Source organism: Sporosarcina aquimarina (assembly GCF_023715615.1).
Lineage (GTDB): Bacteria > Bacillota > Bacilli > Bacillales_A > Planococcaceae > Sporosarcina > Sporosarcina aquimarina_A.
Genome location: NZ_JAMBOM010000001.1, coordinates 948,580 through 963,968, shown reverse-complemented (window position 1 = coordinate 963,968; position 15,389 = coordinate 948,580). Strand labels below are relative to the sequence as shown.

General features: G+C 40.8%; 19 protein-coding genes and 1 pseudogene. All 20 read right to left on the bottom strand.

Annotated elements, in window-relative coordinates:
- Window positions 1-2: 2 nt before the first annotated feature.
- The 20 genes and pseudogenes from fliR to fliE all read right to left on the bottom strand — a co-directional run bounded on the left by fliR (window position 3) and on the right by fliE (window position 15,361).
- On the bottom strand, window positions 3-779 hold the full coding sequence (gene fliR / locus M3197_RS04450; RefSeq protein ID WP_251658952.1) for a flagellar biosynthetic protein FliR: 777 nt from the start codon (window positions 777-779) through the stop codon (window positions 3-5).
- Between the two features lie 5 nt (window positions 780-784).
- On the bottom strand, window positions 785-1,054 hold the full coding sequence (fliQ, locus tag M3197_RS04445; RefSeq protein ID WP_025785034.1) for a flagellar biosynthesis protein FliQ: 270 nt from the start codon (window positions 1,052-1,054) through the stop codon (window positions 785-787).
- Between the two features lie 12 nt (window positions 1,055-1,066).
- Entirely contained in the window at window positions 1,067-1,732 is a 666-nt protein-coding gene (fliP, locus tag M3197_RS04440; RefSeq protein ID WP_251658950.1) for a flagellar type III secretion system pore protein FliP, read from the bottom strand.
- On the bottom strand, window positions 1,725-2,426 hold the full coding sequence (locus M3197_RS04435) for a flagellar biosynthetic protein FliO (protein ID WP_251658948.1): 702 nt from the start codon (window positions 2,424-2,426) through the stop codon (window positions 1,725-1,727). Before M3197_RS04435 ends, fliP begins: the two co-directional genes overlap by 8 nt.
- A pseudogene (locus M3197_RS04430) lies at window positions 2,398-2,761 on the bottom strand (response regulator). The gene M3197_RS04435 and the pseudogene M3197_RS04430 overlap by 29 nt, the downstream one beginning before the upstream one ends.
- A 17-nt stretch (window positions 2,762-2,778) precedes the next feature.
- Window positions 2,779-3,972, bottom strand: coding sequence for a flagellar motor switch phosphatase FliY (gene fliY / locus M3197_RS04425; protein ID WP_251660091.1), 1,194 nt, complete (start codon window positions 3,970-3,972; stop codon window positions 2,779-2,781).
- Window positions 3,965-4,966: a flagellar motor switch protein FliM gene (gene fliM / locus M3197_RS04420; RefSeq protein ID WP_251658946.1), complete on the bottom strand. Its 1,002-nt coding sequence runs from the start codon at window positions 4,964-4,966 to the stop codon at window positions 3,965-3,967. Before fliM ends, fliY begins: the two co-directional genes overlap by 8 nt.
- Window positions 4,967-5,003: 37 nt before the next feature.
- Window positions 5,004-5,432 carry a flagellar basal body-associated protein FliL gene (gene fliL, locus M3197_RS04415; RefSeq protein ID WP_251658944.1) on the bottom strand — a complete coding sequence of 143 codons (429 nt, stop codon included), beginning with the start codon at window positions 5,430-5,432 and terminating at the stop codon, window positions 5,004-5,006.
- Entirely contained in the window at window positions 5,422-5,643 is a 222-nt protein-coding gene (locus tag M3197_RS04410; RefSeq protein WP_251658942.1) for a flagellar FlbD family protein, read from the bottom strand. Before M3197_RS04410 ends, fliL begins: the two co-directional genes overlap by 11 nt.
- Window positions 5,644-5,927: 284 nt before the next feature.
- Window positions 5,928-6,761, bottom strand: coding sequence for a flagellar basal body rod protein FlgG (gene flgG / locus M3197_RS04405; RefSeq protein WP_251658940.1), 834 nt, complete (start codon window positions 6,759-6,761; stop codon window positions 5,928-5,930).
- A 100-nt stretch (window positions 6,762-6,861) separates the two neighbouring features.
- Window positions 6,862-7,236: a TIGR02530 family flagellar biosynthesis protein gene (locus tag M3197_RS04400; RefSeq protein ID WP_251658938.1), complete on the bottom strand. Its 375-nt coding sequence runs from the start codon at window positions 7,234-7,236 to the stop codon at window positions 6,862-6,864.
- A gap of 22 nt (window positions 7,237-7,258) precedes the next feature.
- Window positions 7,259-7,906, bottom strand: a complete 648-nt coding sequence (flgD, locus tag M3197_RS04395) for a flagellar hook assembly protein FlgD (protein WP_251658936.1) — start codon at window positions 7,904-7,906, stop codon at window positions 7,259-7,261.
- A gap of 3 nt (window positions 7,907-7,909) precedes the next feature.
- Entirely contained in the window at window positions 7,910-9,190 is a 1,281-nt protein-coding gene (locus M3197_RS04390; protein ID WP_251658933.1) for a flagellar hook-length control protein FliK, read from the bottom strand.
- Between the two features lie 45 nt (window positions 9,191-9,235).
- Complete coding sequence (locus tag M3197_RS04385) at window positions 9,236-9,841, bottom strand: MotE family protein (protein ID WP_251658930.1); 606 nt, start codon at window positions 9,839-9,841, stop codon at window positions 9,236-9,238.
- Window positions 9,842-9,845: 4 nt separating this feature from the next.
- Window positions 9,846-10,298, bottom strand: a complete 453-nt coding sequence (gene fliJ / locus M3197_RS04380) for a flagellar export protein FliJ (RefSeq protein ID WP_251658928.1) — start codon at window positions 10,296-10,298, stop codon at window positions 9,846-9,848.
- Complete coding sequence (fliI, locus tag M3197_RS04375) at window positions 10,295-11,626, bottom strand: flagellar protein export ATPase FliI (protein ID WP_251658926.1); 1,332 nt, start codon at window positions 11,624-11,626, stop codon at window positions 10,295-10,297. The genes fliJ and fliI overlap by 4 nt, the downstream gene beginning before the upstream one ends.
- 2 nt (window positions 11,627-11,628) lie before the next feature.
- The gene (fliH, locus tag M3197_RS04370) at window positions 11,629-12,402 is read right to left on the bottom strand and encodes a flagellar assembly protein FliH (protein ID WP_251658924.1); all 774 of its coding nucleotides are present in this window, start codon (window positions 12,400-12,402) and stop codon (window positions 11,629-11,631) included.
- Window positions 12,395-13,408, bottom strand: a complete 1,014-nt coding sequence (gene fliG, locus M3197_RS04365; RefSeq protein ID WP_251658915.1) for a flagellar motor switch protein FliG — start codon at window positions 13,406-13,408, stop codon at window positions 12,395-12,397. Before fliG ends, fliH begins: the two co-directional genes overlap by 8 nt.
- Before the next feature lie 13 nt (window positions 13,409-13,421).
- Window positions 13,422-15,020: a flagellar basal-body MS-ring/collar protein FliF gene (gene fliF, locus M3197_RS04360; protein ID WP_251658913.1), complete on the bottom strand. Its 1,599-nt coding sequence runs from the start codon at window positions 15,018-15,020 to the stop codon at window positions 13,422-13,424.
- Window positions 15,021-15,082: 62 nt separating this feature from the next.
- Entirely contained in the window at window positions 15,083-15,361 is a 279-nt protein-coding gene (gene fliE / locus M3197_RS04355; RefSeq protein ID WP_490723207.1) for a flagellar hook-basal body complex protein FliE, read from the bottom strand.
- Between the last annotated feature and the right edge of the window lie 28 nt (window positions 15,362-15,389).

Below are 15,389 nucleotides of genomic sequence, written 5' to 3'. Positions count from 1 at the left end.
ACTTATCCTCCTCCTAACAGCACCATTAAGTCCCTCATACTTACCGCCATCACTTCAAATATCTTTTGCATCATCGCTACAATGACGGCCCCCATGATGAAGAGGACCAGAAATCCTACCCCAATCTTAATCGGAAAACCAATTACGAAAATGTTGAGCTGTGGGACTGTGCGTGCAGTAATACCAAGAGCTAAATCGACAAGAAACAAAGTGGCTACAATGGGTATCGCCATTTGAAAGGAAATCCCAAACACAGCTGCCATTGTTTTTAAAACGTGCTCCGCAACTTGTTCACTTCCAAATGAGGGCCATAATTGGTCGATTGGAAGGAACTGATAACTATAAAACACCCCATCTAGCAAAACATGATGTCCATTTACTGCGAGTAGTAATAGCAACGCGAGTGAGTTGAAAAATTGGCCCATCAAAGGGGATTGCGTACCAGTTTGAGGGTCAATTACGTTAGCAATTGCGAAACCCATTTGGAAGTCAATGAGTCCTCCTGCAACTTGAATCGCTGCCATTACGATAAATGCGATAATACCTATCGTTAATCCGACTAATGCTTCTTTAAGAACGAGCATAATATAAGCAGCATTAATTTCAAGGTCCGGTACGTTCAGAGTAAATACAAGCATCCATGCAAGTAGAGCAGCAAATACGATTCTCATTACGGGCGGTATCGCTTTGTATGAAAACAACGGTAGTGTAACAAAAAATGCGGAAATCCGGGTCAAAACTAATAAATAGGTTGCAACGAATGGCATGAATGCTTCCATTGGAGCTACCCTATATACCTGGATAAATTATCAAAAATATCAGCCGCATAAGCTGTCACTTTGGACAACATCCAAGGTCCAAAAAAGACTAGAGCGACGAGTACAGCAACAATCTTAGGAACAAATGCGAGTGTTTGTTCTTGGATTTGAGTAGTTGCTTGAAAAATACTGACCGCTAACCCGGTCACTAATGCAACAATTAGCAGGGGCCCTGCTGTCATTAAAATCACCCACACCGATCTCTCGGCGACAGCAATGATCATTTCACCTGTCAATATGAACCCCTCCTAAAAGCTTTGCAGCAGTGATTTAACGATCAAATACCAGCCGTCAACTAGTACGAATAACAAAATTTTAAAAGGCAATGAAATCATTACCGGTGGTAGCATCATCATACCCATCGACATTAGGATACTAGCTACAATCATATCAATGACAAGAAATGGAATAAAGATCATGAATCCCATCTGGAAGGCTGTCTTTATTTCGCTTAGTGCAAAAGCAGGAACCATCATTGTTAACGGAATATCCTCCATCGTTTCAGGTCGATCTGCGTTGTTATATCTTAAAAATAACTCCAAGTCTTTTTGTCGTGTATGTTTACCCATAAACTCTTTAAAAGGAACACTAGCTTTTTCATAGGCATCGTCTAATGTTATTTCTTCTGCAAACAACGGTTTCAAAGCTTCGTCGTTCACTTGTTGAAAAGTGGGTGCCATAATGAAAAAAGTTAAAAACAGAGCTAGTCCAATAAGAACTTGGTTGGGTGGCATTTGTTGGGTTGCCAACGCCGAACGTACAAACGATAAAACAATAATGATCCTGGCGAACGATGTCATCAGGATCAGAATCGCTGGAGCTAAGGATAGAACGGTCAATAGAAGAAGCATCTTTACGGATGTCGATACTGCACCCGGATCACTATCCGAAAAAAATTGCATAAAGTCATTCATTCCGATTGCGCTCCTTCTCCGTCAGCTGATTAAGCTGCCGTTTCCTCTCGTTCTCGACTTCGGACAGCTTATGCTTAAACAGTTTTCCGAAATCGTTTGGTTCTTCTTGTTTCTGATAGGGATTAGTTTTTCTAGTTTTAAATCCATTCACGAGTTTAATGAGAAGACTTTGTTGAAGTGCCTGATCCTCTTCAGTATAATAGGCGGCTAGTTGGGCAATTTCCTCAGGGTTAGAGAGTTCTTTTAGCAATCGAACGTCTTCACCAACACCAATCAAGTAATACTGCTCACCTATTTTAACCAACTGAATTGATTTTTGCTGTCCGAGTGAAAGACCACCCATATTTTGCATAAGTTTGCCGTGTTGAGTCACTCGATTTCGTGTATTGATGAACTTAACCATGCCATAGATCAAGGCTATGACAAAAGCAAGCGCTAAAAGTGTTTTCATATAGTCCCATGCAGTTAAACCAACAGTTGGATTCGAATCTGCTTCCTCTGTTGCCTTGTTCGCTTTAGCAGGTGATCCATCTTTTTGATTATTTTTGTTTAGATAATCTGTTACCGATGAATCTGTTTCTGCCTGGACAGTCAAAGGAGTCGCATTTAAAACTATGCAAAGTGTAACAAGCAACAGCATACTGATGATTGAAAAAGTTCGAAACTTAGCTAAGTGCTTTTTCAATTGCTTCAACAACCCGGTCTGCCTGGAATGGCTTCACAATAAAGTCTTTTGCACCTGCTTGAATTGCGTCAATTACCATTGCTTGTTGCCCCATTGCTGAACACATAATAATTGTCGCATTCGGATCTTTTTCTTTGATTGCTTTCAGCGCTGCGATTCCGTCCATTTCCGGCATTGTGATGTCCATTGTTACCAGGTCTGGTTTTAATTCGAAATATTTTTCGACTGCTTGGACACCATCTGCAGCTTCTCCAACTACTTCAAAATTATTTTTTTGATAATATATCTTTTACCATCATTCGCATAAATGCTGCATCGTCCACTATTAAAATACGTTTTGACATTTCCATGACCTCCAGGTTTATCGTAAATTATTTAACCGTTCTGTTTGACTCAAGATGTCCGTAATCCGAACCCCAAAGTTTTCGTCGATAACAACAACTTCACCTTTTGCAATGTGTCTGTTATTCACGAGTATATCGACAGGCTCTCCTGCAAGTTTGTCGAGTTCAATAATAGAACCGCTCGACATTTCCAATATTTCCTTAACAGATCGCTTTGTGCGACCTAATTCAACTGTAACTTTTAACGGAATGTCTAGCAATAAGTTTAAATTAGAAGCTTCGTTTTGACTCAAAGCTGGTGATTCAAAACTTGCAAACTGTGCTTGTTGTACATTCGCATGCTGATTTTGTTGCTGCCGTGGTGGTAATTGCTGTGGTTCGCTATAGCCTAAATGTTGCTGTTCGCTTTGTGACGAATTTTGCTGTGACGGTAGTTGCTGATGAACCTGCTGAGGCTGTTCCGGTTGTTGTGCCGCTTGAGGTGCAGGTTCTGTAACTGTTGGCGCTGCTTCTACCGTCGAAGTCCCAACTAAGGACGACACTAACTCTTTACCAAGACCTAAAGGAAACAGTTGCATAATATTGGAATCAATAAGAGTTCCTACTTTTAAGTTGAATGATACTCGAATGAGTAAATCCTCATTTGGAATGCTTCCTGTACCTTTATCTTTTTGGACATCTAGTAACTCAATCGTCGGAGGTGAAATATCTACTTTTTTATTGAACACTGTCGACATCGAAGTTGCGGCAGAACCCATCATTTGGTTCATCGCTTCTTGTACAGCACTTAGATGAATTTCACCCAAATCTTCATTTGGTGACAGCCCATCTCCACCCAGCATCAGATCAGCTATAATAGCTGCATCACTTTGCTTAATGACAAGTAAATTTGTACCGCTCAGTCCAACGGTATATTCAACACCTACTGCGACATACGGATGAACAAATTCTGTTTCAAGATCGTTTCTGTCAATTACAGAAATCGCTGGTGTCGTGATTTCAACTTTTTGACCTAGTAAACCAGATAACGCTGTTGCTGAACTTCCAAATGAAATATTCCCAATTTCCCCTAGAGCATCTTGCTCCATTTCATCAAGATAATCGTCTGTTGAAATGCCTTGCATCTCCTGCTCCGCTTCAGCTCCAGTATCTATGGATTCTCCACGTAATAGAGCTTCTATTTCTTCCTGTGAAAGGATATTGTCACTCATCATCTTCGTCATCCCCTCCAATCAGGGTATCAAGTATTTGGACAGCCATACGATTTCTCAAATGGCCTGGTTGTGCGGTGAATTTAGGAATGCCGCTTACTTCTATAGTGAGGGGTGCGTCGTATGCGGTATCCAGTTCAATACAATCGCCAAGTTGTAAATACAACAAGTCTTCAACTGTTATAGCTCCTTCACCAAGTTTAGCAACAACCGGTAAATCTGCTTTCTTAATTCTCTTTTCCAACACAATACTTTGCTCAGGTGTCGGTTCTTTCTTATTCGTCTGCATCCAATACCTTACAGAAAGATTCGGTACGATTGGCTCGAGAACAACATGAGGAATACAAATGTTAATCATACCGCTTGATTCGCCAATCACAATATTGAACGAAATGACAACAACCGTCTCATTCGGAGAAATCATCTGAAGAAATTGCGGATTCACTTCCATTTCAGCAAGAAACGGATCGATGTCGGCAATATTCGACCAAGCTTCACGTAAGTTGTCAAAAGAACGCTCGAATAGCCCTGTCAGGATTTTCGTTTCAATCTCTGTCATGTTATCAATTTTCCCTGAACTCTCACCGTAGCCACCCATCAGTCGTTCCAGCATAGAATATGCGACATTTGGATTGACCTCCATGATGATGTTCCCTTCAAGTGGTGGGACTTCAAAAATATTGAGGAGCGTCATGTTCGGGATCGACCGAATGAACTCCTCAAATGGAATTTGGTCAACCGAAGCTACATTAATTTGAATATACGTACGTAATTTAGCTGAAAAATAAGTAGTAAGCAATCGTGCAAAGTTTTCATGAATTCTCGTTAAACTACGAATTTGGTCTTTTGAAAATCGCAATGCCCGCTTGAAGTCATATACTTTTACTTTTTTAGTTTCATCTTCTTTTTTAATTTCGTCCGCCGTCATTTCCCCTGTTGAAATGGCGGACAGTAGTGCGTCTATCTCATTTTGAGATAAAATATCTCCCGACATTTGGCCACCTCCTTTGCGCTCTTAATTGGCCGAACCATTACTGAATAATATAGGAAACGATATAAACCTTCTCAATCTTGCCTTCTTTCATGAGCGGGTTCAACTGAGCTTTTATAGCATCTTCAAAAGCTTGCTTCCCTGTTTTTCCTTCAAAATCTTTAGCAGTTTTTTCGGAAAGCTCTTGAATGACGATGTTATTCACTTGGAAGTCACGTTTCGTTAGTTCCTCTGCTGCTTTTTTATTGCTAGTTTGGATTTTCAATGAAATCCGGATAAATTGACGTCCACTCAAATTAGTTGTGATTTCTGGAATGTCTACGGAAGCTTCGATAATCTCATCAATGGAAGGTTCTTTATCCGCAACATCACCTTTGTTCAGTTGCATCATTAGAATAAGACCCACAACGCCAACGAGAGTAATACAAACTAAAATAATTAAAGAAATCGTCAATACTTTATTCTTCATCTTCTTCACCTCGCAAATGTGGGTTCGACAGTAGTTGAACAGATTGATAGAAGGTAACGATACGTTCGTTCACGATATCAATAGGATCGAGAACAACGTATTTCGTTCCCGTCGTTAACGTAATTGTCGTATCGGGAAACGATTCTACTTTTTCTATGTAGAGTGCATTCAAATAGAATGCAGCTCCATTTAAGCGTGTTACTTGTATCATATGTAAAGGGCCAGGCACAAGAGCCGGCCCGACCCTCCTTTAACGAGCAAATTATGTGGCGATGGCTGTTTAGTAGCCGGATGAAACTGGGAAGTCCACTGACGACCGTTGTTTTCAGCTACAGACTGACGCTTTCCGAGGGGCTCAATCTTAGCCGCTTCCTTCGCTTTGCTCAGTCCAGGGTCTTCGATCTTCGCTAGTCCCTCCGGAGTCGCCGTCTTGCGCTTCAAACAACTAGCATATGTCGATTTCAATGTGAATCCAGAACAATAGAAATAAGCTAATTATCGCTTCAAGTTAACGAGTTCTTGAAGAATTTCATCGGATGTTGTGATGATTCGTGTGTTCGCTTGGAATCCACGTTGTGCAACGATCATGTCTGTGAATTCTTCAGAAAGGTCAACATTGGACATTTCTAGGGAGCCGGATTTGACTGTGCCACGTCCAGCAGTTAATGGAGCTCCATCTAAAGCAGTTCCTGAGTTTGCAGATTCTTTGTACATATTACCCCCTACCTTCTCCAGCCCCCCCGGGTTATTAAATGTTGCAATTTTAATTTGCCCGGCAGTCTTAAGTACTCCTCCTTGAACATAGTTCACTGTGCCATCCTGTCCAATTGACATGTTTGTCGCATCACTCGGAATAGTTAACTTTCCTGTTGCTGTTCCAACTGCTGTATCGTTAGTGATACCTTGGAATCCCATTACAAATCTACCATCTCCATCAACCAAAGCACCAGATTTATCCATATAGAAATTCCCTGCTCTAGTGTATTGTACATCAGTCGTATTTGCACCGTTTTGTACGATAAAGAAGCCATCTCCTTCAATAGCTAGATCTAACGTATTCCCTGTAAATTGTGTAGAACCTGCTGTATGAAGTGTATCAATCGCCGCAAGTTGTGAACCAAGACCTACTTGCTTAGGGTTTACCCCACCACGCGTATTTCCAACTGGTGCACTTGCACCTGCTACTGTCTGAGAATATAAATCTTTAAAAATCGTGCGACCTTTTTTAAAGCCGTACGTATTTACGTTTGCAATGTTGTTACCAATCACGTCTAGTTTCGTTTGAAAGTTTTTTAGTCCTGAAATTCCTGAGTACATTGAGCGTAACATAATGTGTTTTCCCCTCTCGGATTGTAGAGTGCATCTGCCTCTGTCGGTCGGCAGTGCGGTGGCATCCTCAATTTACAAGGTCCTGCCAGTTGTTCGTTTGTTAACTTAAGACTATAGTTCCATCAATGTTCGTAAAAAGCTGATCTTTTGCTTCCTTACGATCCATCGCTGTAATAACTGTGGAGTTTTTTGCACTGACGATCAGTGCAGCTTGGTCCATCAATACGAGTGAGTCGCGAATTCCTTTCGCTTTTGCCTCGTTTACTTTGTCCGTGACATGAGCCCATTCGGCTTCAGAAATCGTGATATTCCGTTCCGTTAGACGTTCTGTCGCATGTTTACTGACTTTCAGCGGTTGTGGAGCCAGCGCATTATTCAGTTGTTCGACGAATGACTGTTTGGGTACGGACTGTTTCAATTGTCCGGGTCGTAGATGCGGCTGCGATTGGAGACGCTGAATGTTAAACTGTTCCATACAAACGCTCCGTTCTAACTTGTTATTTGCTAATTGAAGTGAATTTGTTCCCTTCGATCTTTTCTCCATTATCGAGAATATAAAATAGTTTTCCATCTTTATTAGAAACTGATGTAACAGTTCCTGTCTTTTCAGTTTCACCGTCTAGATAACCGACTGTTTTTCCGATCAGCATACTGGCTTCAACTAGACTATTGGAATTCATTCCACCCGATAATACTTCTGAAATGTTCCCAGGAGACAATTCTTGTCCGTCATCCATTGTAAATACTACAGACCCATTAATATATTTAATAGCTGTTATTGTTCCTGTGCCTTCTGTAATGATAGGCTTACCATCTTCATCAGGTTCTTCAGCGACTTTATGCCACTTAATCTCTTTTCCAACAAATGAATTGTACTGGATCAATTGGCTTTGGTTTTGCGATTCTGCAAACTTCTCAAAAGCTTTCGTGAGATTCATTGTTTGTTCTAGTGCCGAAAATTGCGCCATTTGTGCAATGAACTCATTATCTTTCATCGGGTTCGTAGGATCTTGGTTTTGCAACTGCGCAATCAGTAGCTTCATAAAATCGTCTTTTCCTAAAGTTCCTTGCCCAGTCTTCCGTTCATCCCTCTTCTTATTCACAAGATACATGGAATCCGTTATTGGTTGTTGTCCATCTACCATTTGTTACACCTCCACATCGAGCAAAAATTCTTGGAATGATTGCTGTTCATCATGATCATGCTCTTGAGACTCTTGCTGTTCATCATTTCCTTTAAACTGTTGATGGTTAAAGTTCTGGCTGCGATCATTACGCGCGGGATCTTGTACAGCTTGCGTTACATCAATCCGATCTACTTGAATGTTTTGCTGGTTGAATGACTGTCTCAACTGATGTAGTTGGCTATCGAGCATCTCTTTTCCAAGCGCTGTCGAAGCAAGGATTCTCGCAGTCATAACACCATTCATTTGAATGAGCTCTATACGAATTTGACCGAGTTGTTCTGGATTCAGCTTGACTAACAAACGATTTGTGCCCCCTTGTTGACCAAAGTTCGTTTGTTTAAAAAGTCCTTGTAATTTTGCAAGCAATGCTTCAGATTGACTAGCTGGTCGCGTTTCTGGAGTATCTAATGAAAAAACATTCCTAGATACTATCGGCTGAACGCCTGTATTTTGAAGAAGTTGTGAATGATTTTGCTCGCTTTTTCCTTCATTAGATGTCTGTTCTTGACTACTCTTTGTCACATTTACCATCGTATTCACAAAAGCTGTTTGAACTTGAGTCTCATTTCTCTTAACAATCGCATTTGGATTAGCTTCACTGTCATGAATACCTTTCAACTGTCCACTCAACTGCACTAAACTAGCTTGTTGCCATCCGAGCAAGTCTTTTGTCGGAAGTACAGTTTCAACAGTTTTTAGTAAAGCTAAAACGATTGTCGCTTGTTGTTGAACAGATTGATCCTTGCTATTCAGCATACTATCTAGTGAACTAGATAGTTTTGATGCATGTGCGTTTGCGACATTTAAAAGAGTCCAGAGATCGTTAGAATACATAACCTCCGCTAATTCTTCTTTCGAAACGCCTGCTTCTTCTAACATTGAACTGATTGTTTCCATTAGCTCTGTAGGGTCAATTTCTAAAGCCTTAGCCCATTCTTCAAGCGGACTGGCTTGTCCCAATTTACCAAGACCATTTAAGATATCTTCTTGTGGAATGTCAGTAAGTTCTTCAAGCGCTGCAGCAAGGTCTTCGACATTTGTTGCAGAAAAGATATTGGTTATTGTTTCAGTTAAAGAGCCTATCTGATCACTTGAAGGAGAAGTTTTCGATGTTTCAACATTTTTCGCCATTCCTGCGAGAACTGAACCGAATATTCCACTAGAATTCCCAGAGGATCGAATCACATTCCCACCACCAGCAGATGATGATATCTTTGATAAAGGGACTGAAGCTATGTTCATTTTTTCACCTCCTTAGTTAAAATCTATTACTTTATGATTATATCATCATTTTGCTAAAAGGGCAGTATATTTAGCGGCATCTTCTGGAGACATTTTTTCGAGAATAGCAGCCAGCGTATTTGCTTTCATTTGGGACAATAGTTGGAGCGCCTGTGCATCCTCCATCTCTGTAATAACCGGAGCAGCTGATTTCGCAGACATTTGCTCAAAAGTTGAGACAAGTTGGCCAACTTCTTTTTTTGAGTCATCATTCGTTCTTTGTAAAACTAAAATTTCCGCTTGTAACTTTTCTTGTGCTAAGACAAGTTCTTCGTTTTTTGCGTTGGACTTTTTCAAGTCTTCTTGAATAACCAAAAGTTGTTGTTCTTTTTGTTTTAATTCTTCTTTCATAGCAACGACACGCTCTTCTAATATTTTTTTGTCTTTTTTTGTTGAAGAGTCTTGTTTTTTCTGTTCAAGCATAGGCACAGAAGCTGTCCATTCCTTTGCTTTTTCAACTACATTTACATCTGCAACTTTTGCAATAATGAGCAGAACAGCAATTGCAAAAATAAGCGGAATCACAAACCACGCAAGCAACATTTGCAAGAAACTACCTGCCTTATGCTCTTCTTTAAACGAGTCTGGGGTCTTATTCTTTTTTCGTTTCACCGGCTTACCACCCATTTTCATTTTTGCGGAATTTCAGTGTCGATAGCTCATCCAATCGTTCTGCTTCTTTATGTTCCATCTCATCTTGAAAAGCTTCTCGATCTTTTTCCCGCATCTTTTCGTATTTCTTCACTTCAATCGTTTTTTCGAGTAAACGTTCTTCGTACCAGTTCATCTTATTTCGTGCTTGAATGACTTTTTTTTGCACAGAGTTAATTTTCATTTCTAGACTATCGATGAATCTGGCATAGTGATGAATTTCATTCACTGCAAACCCTTTTGTCATCTTTTCTTGTTGCTCCACTAAAACATTCTCTTTCTTTTTCAAAAGATCGTAAAGTTCAGTAGCAATCGTTTCAAATGATTCAATGGATTCCTTATATGCAGACTCCGTCTCATTTTTTTCCTGTTCCCGATACGTTAAGACTTTCTCGAATCGATAGTGATAGGATTTCACGTATGACCGCCCCCAGTAGCGAGCGCAATCAGCTCTTCAATACTTTCTTCCATCGAAATGTTGTCTTTGTACCCTTGTTTCAGAAATTTTGTAATGAGCGGTTCGTATTCTATCGCTTGATCGATCTCTTTAGAAGTCCCTCTTTTGTATGCACCAATATTGATAAGATCTTCTGACTTATCATACGTATAGTACAATTCACGTAGTTTCTCCGCAGCTTTTACATGCTCTGGATCAGCAATGTGATTCATGAGTCGACTGACACTCTTCAATACGTTTATAGCAGGATATTGGCCTTTGTTCGCAAGCGTTCTATCTAATACGATGTGTCCATCCAAGATTCCTCGGACGGCATCTGCGATTGGCTCGTTCATATCATCCCCATCCACCAATACTGTATAGAATGCAGTTATTGCACCGAATTCGTTTGTGCCACTTCGTTCAAGCAGCTTAGGTAAAATTGCAAAAACGGAAGGTGTGTATCCTCGTGTAGCAGGCGGTTCTCCAACAGCAAGTCCAATCTCTCGTTGCGCCATGGCAACCCGTGTTACGGAGTCCATCATTAGCATGACGTTCATGCCTTTATTTCTAAAATATTCAGCGATAGCTGTCGCAGTAAATGCACCCTTTATCCTCATGAGTGCAGGTTGGTCAGAAGTCGCAGCAACCACTATCGTCCGACTCAACCCTTCAGGACCTAAATCTCTATCGATAAATTCACGAACCTCTCTACCACGCTCACCGATAAGTGCAATGACGTTTAAATCGGCTGTAGTATTTCGTGCAATCATACCGAGAAGTGTACTTTTACCAACCCCTGAGCCAGCAAAGATGCCTACTCGCTGCCCACTACCTACTGTCAACATTCCATCAATCGCTTTAACGCCGACCGCTAATTTATCATTAATGGTCGGGCGAGTTAACACGTTGGGAGGGTTTTGCTCAGTACGAACGGTTGCAAGTCCTTTTGGCAGTGCAGTTTGATCAATCGGGTTCCCCATCGAATCTAGGACTTTACCGATCAAATTCATGCCGACCTTCACTTCAAGTGGCTTACCTGTTCCTTCCACTAAGCAGCCACTCGAAATCTCTGTTACATTTGTAAAAGGCATCAGCATGACTATTTCTTCACGGAAACCAACAACTTCCGCTAAAATTTTCGATTCTGATGTACTTGTAGGATTTAAGTGGATGATGCATAAGTCACCGATTGAACTTTCCGGACCTTTAGACTCAATCATTAATCCGACAACTCTTGCCACACGGCCGTACTTTTTAAAAGTTTTGACACTAGATACTTTGTTCGAAAGTTCCTCAGCTTTTTTCATGATCAGCCCTCGCTTTCCAATAGTTCCACAAGGCGCTCTTTCATCTCATTTAACTGTTCATCAACAGTGACGACGATTCTCCCATGATTGGTTTCGATGTAACACTCTGTAGCTTTGAACTCATCATTCACAAAAAGCAGCATAGGTACGTCAGGTGGAAAAATTGAAGCTAGTTCTTCTCGACTATCTGAAACAAGTTTATAGTATTCAGGAGATACATACACTTTCACATCACGCATTTCACGAGCCTCTTTCAAACCACGCTTCACAATGGATACAAATAACTCCGGTTTTTCTTCTAACGACTGACCGAGAATACGTTCGGCAGATTTCATTGCAATTTCTAAAATCAAGCGTTCTTGATGCTCTAAGTAAGACTGTCCATTCTTTTGTGCAATCTCGATGGTTTCATTGACACGCTTAATTGTATCTTGCATATCTGAAATACTTTTTTTCGTACCTTCTTCAAAACCTACTTGGAACGCTTCTTCATATGCCTGTTGCTGGAGAGCTGCTTTTTCAGCTTCCCAAGCATTTCGCATAGCATCAATATCTTCATGAGCTGTTGCACGCATTTGTTCAATTGCAGCTCTTTCAATGCTCGCTTGAGTTTGCGCTTCATTTATTAAACGGTCTCGCTCCATAATAATTTCCGCTAAATTCATTTGAGGGACTGTTGTAGTTTCTATGTTGTCCGTAACAGTCTGGAGACTGCGAATTCCAATCTTCTTCACACCTGTCGTTTGGTTCGAGCCAGGTCTGTAGATATTAGACAATCACATCATCTCCTCCACCACGTGCAATAATAATTTCTCCCGCGTCTTCTAGGCGACGTATAGTTGCGACAATACGAGATTGTGCTTCTTCAACATCACGAAGTCTGACTGGTCCCATGACATCCATCTCTTCCTTGAACGACTCAGCCATACGCTGAGACATATTCTTGAAGAGAATGTCTTTAACTTCTTCACTAGATACTTTCATAGAAAGTATGAGATCTTCATTTTCACAGTCTCGGATGACACGTTGAATTGAGCGATTATCGAGCGTAATAATATCTTCGAAGACAAACATCCGCTTTTTGATTTCTTCTGCAAGTTCCGGATCCTGGATTTCGAGTGCATCCAGAATGGTTTTCTCAGTGGCTCTATCCACCCCATTAAGAACTTCAACCACTGCATCAACGCCACCTGTATCTGAGTAATCCTGAGTAACTGTTGAAGAAAGTTTACGTTCAAGGACAGCTTCAATTTCACTAATAACTTCAGGAGAAGTAGATTCCATCGTCGCAATCCGTTTAGCGATGTCCGCTTGCACTTCTTGAGGTAAGGACGAAAGAATCATACCAGCTTGCTCCGATTCTAAGTAGGACAAAATGAGTGCAATCGTTTGTGGATGCTCATTTTGAATGAAATTCAAAATCTGGCTAGGCTCTGTTCTTCTAGCAAAATCAAATGGACGAACTTGTAGAGAGGATGTCAAGCGGTTTATAACCGCTTGTGCGTGTTCTTTGCCCAACGCTTTCTCGAGAACTGTTTTCGCATAACCAATACCGCCTTGTGAAATATAATCTTGGGCAAGAGCAATATTATGAAACTCTTCAATGATATCTTCTTTGACTGAAGACTCGACTTTCCGGACTCCGGAGATTTCGAGTGTTAAGCGCTCAATTTCTTCTTCCGTTAAATGCTTGTAAATCGCGGCGGATACTTCAGGACCGAGAGAAATCAGAAGGAGAGCCGCCTTCTGTTTCCCGGACATATCTTTATCTTTTTTTACCATGTCTGACCTCTCCTTAGTCCTCTGCTATCCAAGTGCGTAGCAATTTCGCGAATTCTTCCGGTTTTTCTTTCGCCATTTTTTCAAGTTGTTTTCTGCGTAATGTTCCTTCTGTTTCAACTTCGCCATTAATATCGCTAACTTCAATCGCTTTTAATTGCTCTTCCAGTGCTTGCGCCTCTTCTAATGCTAACGCCTCATCTTTACGGCGTTTTCTAATATAAAGAATAACTAACGCAATTATTACGAGAATAAGCACTCCACCTACAACATAAACCCACCAAGGAATAACGGTACGTTCTGCATCGAAATCAGTTTGCTTACCTCGAATCGGCTGAATCGATACTGCAATTTTCTCTGCCAGTTCTTCTTCAGTCAACTCACCTGCAGAAACTTTGTCAATGGACGTTCTTACAATCGTTTCAAGGATTTGTTTGATGTCATCTTCAACACCTGGTTCTAAAGATCCAGGGTCGTTTGGTGTTGGTGGTTCAACCATTACTTGTAAACCAATGTCTCGGATTTTATAAGGACTTTCTACTATGTTTTTACGAATACGATTCACTTCGTTATTGATTGTCTCTTCCACTCGTTCATAATCTCCGCTACCCGTGGATCCTTCAACAATTGTTGTTCGGTTATCAGTCGGATCTTCTCCTTCAGGGATACCGCCTGGTACAGCACCATCGCCCGTAAATGTTTCTGTTATACGTTGTACACTTAGCGCGATTCCTTCCATACTTTCTTCGTCAACAGGTGTAACTAGATTCTCTTCGCGTTTTTCTTGTTGAAAATCGATATCTGTAGTTACCGATACAACGACTTTATCTTGACCCATCATGGATCCTAGCATCATTTGAACTTGACGTTGCAGATCACGCTCAATCGATTTCTTAATCGTCATCTGATCGGCAACATTAGTACCAAACTGATTATTCTCTTGGTTCAAGTCATAGTATTCGAAGTACTGGTTCATGACTACGATATCTTCCGGAGCTAAGTTTGGAATACTTTTAGAGATTAAGTTGTACAGCCCTTTGATTTGTTGTTCACTGAACTGCTGACCCGGTTCTGTTTGTAAAACAACGGAAGCACTGGCTGCTTGAACATCTTCGTTAACGAAGACCCCTTGAGTAGGAAGTGTAATCATGACTTTGGCATCTTGCACACCTTCAATTCCAGTAATCAGTTTAGCAAGTTCATTTTGCATCGTTGCGAGCTTAATCATATTAAACTCGTTATCAGTGGTCCCAAAGCCTGCGTTTTCAGAGAAAAACGAGTAGTCGATTTTTCCTGAATTTGCAAGTCCTTGAGATTCAATTGAAACAAGTAAATCATCTACTCGTTCTGCAGGTACTAGTATCGAGGTACCCCCTGGTGCGATTTGGTTCGGCACAGCTTGTGCATCTAACTCTTCTTTTATTCTCCCAATATCCGAACGAGATAGGTCTTTGTATAACGGAACAAACGTCGTACGTGATAGGAAGAAAGTAAGAAGTGCTGCAACAATGAGAATTGAAGCAGCAATGCTAATGTACAAGATTTTCTGTTTTTTTGTCCGGTTTGACCAAAACGCTTGTAAGTCGTTTTTGATCTTTGTCACTCTCTCTTTCATTCTGATCCTCCGGTCGGCAAACGTCATCCGTACTCATACTTTTGAATAACGCCATATTTTTCTTACACTGGCATGCGCATAACTTCCTGATAAGCTTCAATTACTTTATTACGAATTTCCATAGTAGCATTCAATGCGACTGAAGCTTTTTGAGCAGTAATCATTACATTATGTAAATCTACATTTTCACCACGAACTAACTTTTCAGTCATGACATCAGACTGAACTTGAGCTGCATTCACATCTTGGATTGCATCCTTTAAAAAGCTACCGAATTTTTGTTGGGATTCAAATGTCGTAGGCGAAGTTTTCGTTGCATCAGGCGAAATACCTGGTGCCATCGCCATGATTGAAGAAATAGCCATCTGA